This is a genomic window from Kitasatospora sp. NPDC091257, assembly GCF_044757675.1.
GTDB lineage: Bacteria > Actinomycetota > Actinomycetes > Streptomycetales > Streptomycetaceae > Kitasatospora > Kitasatospora lactacystinica.
In genome coordinates this window covers 1-4,810 of record NZ_JBIVVI010000713.1, presented here as the reverse complement: position 1 = coordinate 4,810, position 4,810 = coordinate 1, and the positions used below count along the sequence as shown (strand labels likewise).

The window sequence follows — 4,810 nt, the reverse complement described above, 5'->3', positions numbered from 1 at the left end:
GCCGGCAAGCCCGTCCCGGGGAAGGCGGTCCCGGGGACGGGGACGGCGGCGGCGCAGGGCCGGGCCGGTGAGTCCGCTCCCGGTGCCGGTGCGGCTGTCTCTCGCGGTGCCGGTGCCGCTTCCGCTGCCGCGGTGACGGAGTCGGCCGGTGATCCGGCGGCCTGGGTGAAGCCCGGCCCGGAGCCGGCCGAGCCGGTGCCCGTCCCCGACAACGACCCGCTGCTCGGCGCGTTCACCCTGCTGTACCGCGGGCTGCCGGCCGCCCAGGCGCGGATGCTGCGCACCCTCACCCTGGCCCCGGCGCAGACCGCCGACCCGCGCACCGCCTCCGCGCTGGTCGGTTGCCCGGTACCGGACGCGGCCGTGACGCTGGCCGCGCTCGCCGAGCGGGAGCTGCTCGGCGAGGAGGCGCCGGCCGCCGACGGCACCGCGCGCTACCGGGTGCCCGGGCGGCTGTACCCCCGGCTGGTCCGGCTGCGCGAGCAGGAGGACCGGCCCACCGAGACCGAGCTCGCCCGGGCCCGGCTGCTGGAGCGGATGGTCCGGCTCACCGAGTCGGCCCGCGCGCTGCTCGACCCGGCGGTCGGCCCCGTCCCGGAGCCGCTGCCCGCCCCGCTGCGGCTGCGGTCGGCCGCGCACGCCCGCGAGTGGCTGCTCGGCGAGCGGGAGCTGCTGCTCGGCGCGGTGGCCGACGCGATCGGCCAGGGCGACCTGGACGGTTCGGCCGGGCGGCTGGTCACCGCGCTGCTGCGGACGCTGCCGCTGACCGGAGCCGCCGCCCCCACCGACCTCTACCGGCTGCACGAGCTGGTGCTGACCGTCGCCGAGCGCGCCGGCCGGCCCCGCCGGGCCTCGGCCGCGCTGCTCAACCTGGGCGACCTCCAGGCCTCGGCGGGCCGCTGGGAGCCGGCCGCCGTCCACTACCGGGCCGCCCTGGAGCACGCCCGAAGGGCCGACGACGAACCGCTCTGCGCCCGGGCCCTGGAGAGCGCCGCCAACTGTCACCGGGCGCTCGGCGACGCGGTGCGGGCCGCCGACTGGTACGGGCGGGCGCTCGGCCTGCGGCAGGCCCTCGGGGACCACGCGGCCGAGGCCCGGCTGCTGGCCCGGGTGGCCGAGGCGCACACCGCGCAGCGCCGTTTCGACGAGGCCGACCGGGAGTACCGGGCCGCGCTCGCGGTGCTGCGCCGGCTGGGCGACGAGCGGGGCCGGGAGGCCGTCGGCGGGGCCCTCGCGGACCTGCGGGAACGCGTGGATGCCGGGTGGTGATAGGCATTTCGGAGGTATTGTCGAAGATGCCCGGTTGGGACGTCTTTGGCGGGTAAGTCGCAGGGGAAGCCTACGAACCTGCCAATGTGTGCGGGAAAATTATTCACTTTGGAAGGCTGACACGCCGACTGGGCTTCATTACACTCGGACTCAGTCGCGCAGCGATCCCGCCCCGGGCTGCCCCGGAGGCTTCCCCACGTGCGCGTCGCCCACCGGTCTTCTCCGGTCGGGACCCCCATGGCAAGAGGACGTGTTCACCCGTGAAGGTCGGCATCCCCCGCGAGGTCAAGAACCACGAGTACCGCGTGGCCATCACGCCCGCCGGCGTGCATGAGCTGGTCCGTAACGGACACGAGGTCTACATCGAGGACAACGCCGGTGTCGGCTCCTCGATCCCGAACGAGGAGTACGTGGCCGCCGGCGCCACCATCCTCCCCACCGCCGACGAGGTGTGGGCCACCGCCGACCTGCTGCTGAAGGTCAAGGAGCCCATCGCCTCCGAGTACCACCGGCTGCGCAAGGGTCAGACCCTCTTCACGTACCTCCACCTGGCGGCCGACCGGGCCGGCACCGACGCGCTGGTCGCCTCGGGCACCACCGCCATCGCGTACGAGACCGTGCAGCTGTCGAACGGCGCGCTGCCGCTGCTCGCCCCGATGTCCGAGGTCGCGGGCCGCCTGGCCCCGCAGGTCGGCTCGTACCACCTGATGCGCCCGGCCGGCGGCCGCGGCACCCTGCCGGGCGGCGTGCCCGGCACCCACCCGGCCAAGGCCGTCGTCATCGGCGGTGGCGTCTCGGGCTGGCACGCGGCCACCATCGCCGTCGGCATGGGTTACGAGGTGACCCTGCTGGACCGCGACATCAACAAGCTGCGCGAGGCCGACCGCATCTTCGGCACCAAGGTCAAGACCATCGTGTCGAACGCCTTCGAGCTGGAGAAGGCCGTCGTGGAGGCCGACCTGGTCGTCGGTGCCGTGCTGATCCCGGGCGCCAAGGCCCCGAAGCTGGTCACCAACGAGCTGGTCTCCCGCATGAAGCCGGGCTCCGTGCTCGTCGACATCGCCATCGACCAGGGCGGCTGCTTCGAGGACTCGCACGCCACCACGCACGACGACCCGACCTTCACGGTCCACAACTCGGTCTTCTACTGCGTGGCCAACATGCCGGGCGCCGTCCCGAACACCTCCACCTACGCGCTGACCAACGCCACCATGCCGTACGTGCTGGAGCTGGCCAACCGCGGGTGGAAGGAGGCGCTGCGCCGCGACGAGGCGCTCGCCAAGGGCCTGAACGTGCACGAGGGCCAGATCACCTTCCCGGCCGTGGCCGAGGCCTTCGGTCTGGAGTCGGTCTCCCTGGAGAGCGTGCTCGCCTGAACCCCCTGACCGCCCGGCGGTCGTTCGCCCCCGACCCGATCCCTTCGGGCCGGGGGCTTCGCCGTGCCCGTGATCAGCGGGTGGACCGGGCAGGTCGCTCTGTCGTCAATATCTGTCGGTCACGTCACCCGCCCGCAGAAACGTTGGGGCCGGTGACCCTCTCATCCCTTGACAGCAGCCCGCTCGATACTCGACACATCCTGCCCACTACCGTGGATTGTGTTGCTGCGAACGCCTTGAACGGCCTAGAGTCGCAAACCGTCGGCATGCTGCCACGCTGACGAATCGACATAGAGTCCTGGATGACCCAAGGAGGTAAGACGACTTGTGAATGAGTCGACAATTGCTCCCGGGGGTGGTCAGCCAGGACTGGCGGAGCTCACCGCCGGCCAGCCGAGTGAGGAGTCCGGGGCCCGGCAGCCCTCCGTGGGCTCGGCCGAGGTCGGCTCGGTCGCACTCCGTACTTTCGAAGCACGCCAGAACACAGCACAGGTGACCACGGTGACCGATCACGACGCCGACTTGGCGGCCTACGGCCTGGCCTACGGCGAGTTCGCCTACGGCGCCTACGACGACCCGGACGCCGAGTACGAGCCGGACCCGGAGTACGCCGCCACGCTGGCCCCCGACGCCGCGCGGCAGCGCCGCGAGCGGGTCGGCCCCACCGGCCGTCCGCTGCCGTACTTCCCGATCCCCGCGCCGGTCGCCGAGCACGGCCCCGCCCAGATCATCGCCATGTGCAACCAGAAGGGCGGCGTCGGCAAGACCACGTCGACCATCAACTTGGGCGCGGCGCTGGCCGAGTACGGCCGCCGGGTGCTGCTCGTCGACTTCGACCCGCAGGGCGCGCTCTCGGTCGGCCTCGGCGTCAACCCGATGGAGCTCGACGTCACCGTCTACAACCTGCTCATGGAGCGGGGCCTGACGGCCGATGAAGTGCTGCTGAAGACGGCGGTCCCGGGAATGGACCTGCTGCCCTCCAACATCGACCTCTCCGCCGCCGAGGTCCAGCTGGTCAGCGAGGTGGCCCGGGAGTCCGCGCTGGCGCGCGCCCTGAAGCCGCTGCTGCCCGACTACGACTACGTCATCATCGACTGCCAGCCCTCGCTGGGCCTGCTGACGGTCAATGCGTTGACGGCCGCTCACAGCGTGATCGTCCCGCTGGAGTGCGAGTTCTTCGCGCTGCGCGGTGTCGCGCTGCTGACCGAGACCATCGAGAAGGTGTGCGAGCGGCTCAACCCCGAGCTGCGCCTGGACGGCATCCTGGCCACCATGTACGACTCGCGCACCGTGCACAGCCGCGAGGTGCTGGCGCGCGTCGTCGAAGCGTTCGGCGAGCACGTCTTCCACACCGTCATCGGGCGGACCGTGCGCTTCCCGGAGACCACCGTCGCCGGCGAGCCCATCACGACGTACGCGACCAACTCGGTCGGTGCCGCCGCCTACCGCCAGCTCGCCAGGGAGGTGCTCGACCGGTGCCGCCCCGCCGAGTGAGTCTCCCGGGTGCCGACGAGCTGTTCCGGACCACGGGAGGGATGGCGCTGTCGCCCTCCCTCGCGCCGCGTCCGGCCGCCGAGGCAGCCAGACCGGAGACCGCGCGGACCGTCAACGGCCAGCCGGACGGCGCCGAGGGCACCGAATCCGCCCAGGGCGTCCAGGACGACCGGCAGGTGACGCCGGGGCAGCAGGCGCCCGCCTCGGTGCCGGCGCCCGCGCAGCCGCCCGTCCAGCGCTCCGGCGCGACCGTCGGGCCCGTGGCCGCAGGCGCCGCCGGGGCCGGGAAGACCGTCCAGGGCGGCCGCGGAGCCGGTTCCGCCCCGGCGGCCCGGACGCACCAGGGCGCCGCCGAGGAGCAGCCCGGTGCCGCCGGACGCGCCCGGCCGCGCGGCCGCGCGCCGCGCCGGCCCACCGGGCGCGAGCGGCACGACGAGAAGATCACGGTGTACGTGTCCGCCGAGGAGCTCATGGACCTGGAGCACACCCGGCTGGTGCTGCGCGGCGAGCACGGCCTGGCCGTGGACCGCGGGCGGATCGTCCGGGAGGCCATCGCGGTCGTCCTGGCGGACCTGGAGCAGCGCGGCGAGGCCTCGATCCTGGTTCGGCGCCTGCGCGGCCGGTAGGCGGCGCGGAAGGGCGGCCGGCCGTTGGCGCCGGGCGTCGAGGGG

The 4,810-nt window shown here is 73.5% G+C and carries 4 protein-coding genes; all 4 read left to right on the top strand.

Annotated elements, in window-relative coordinates; all coding sequences use genetic code 11:
- Positions 1–132 precede the first annotated feature (132 nt).
- Positions 133–1,269: a tetratricopeptide repeat protein gene (locus ACIQOV_RS27940; protein WP_401053132.1), complete on the top strand. Its 1,137-nt coding sequence runs from the start codon at positions 133–135 to the stop codon at positions 1,267–1,269.
- Between the two features lie 260 nt (positions 1,270–1,529).
- A complete protein-coding gene (gene ald, locus ACIQOV_RS27935) occupies positions 1,530–2,645 on the top strand; it encodes an alanine dehydrogenase (RefSeq protein ID WP_359899199.1) in 1,116 nt (371 codons plus the stop codon).
- Between the two features lie 426 nt (positions 2,646–3,071).
- Positions 3,072–4,139, top strand: a complete 1,068-nt coding sequence (locus ACIQOV_RS27930; RefSeq protein ID WP_030245868.1) for a ParA family protein — start codon at positions 3,072–3,074, stop codon at positions 4,137–4,139.
- A 41-nt stretch (positions 4,140–4,180) separates the two neighbouring features.
- Complete coding sequence (locus ACIQOV_RS27925; RefSeq protein ID WP_401053129.1) at positions 4,181–4,765, top strand: hypothetical protein; 585 nt, start codon at positions 4,181–4,183, stop codon at positions 4,763–4,765.
- Positions 4,766–4,810: the final 45 nt, after the last annotated feature.

What these genes read in the sequence shown, in the direction of transcription:
- ACIQOV_RS27925 (WP_401053129.1), top strand. Translation starts at nt 4,181, where the DNA reads ATGGCGCTGTCGCCCTCCCTCGCGCCGCGTCCGGCCGCCGAGGCAGCC.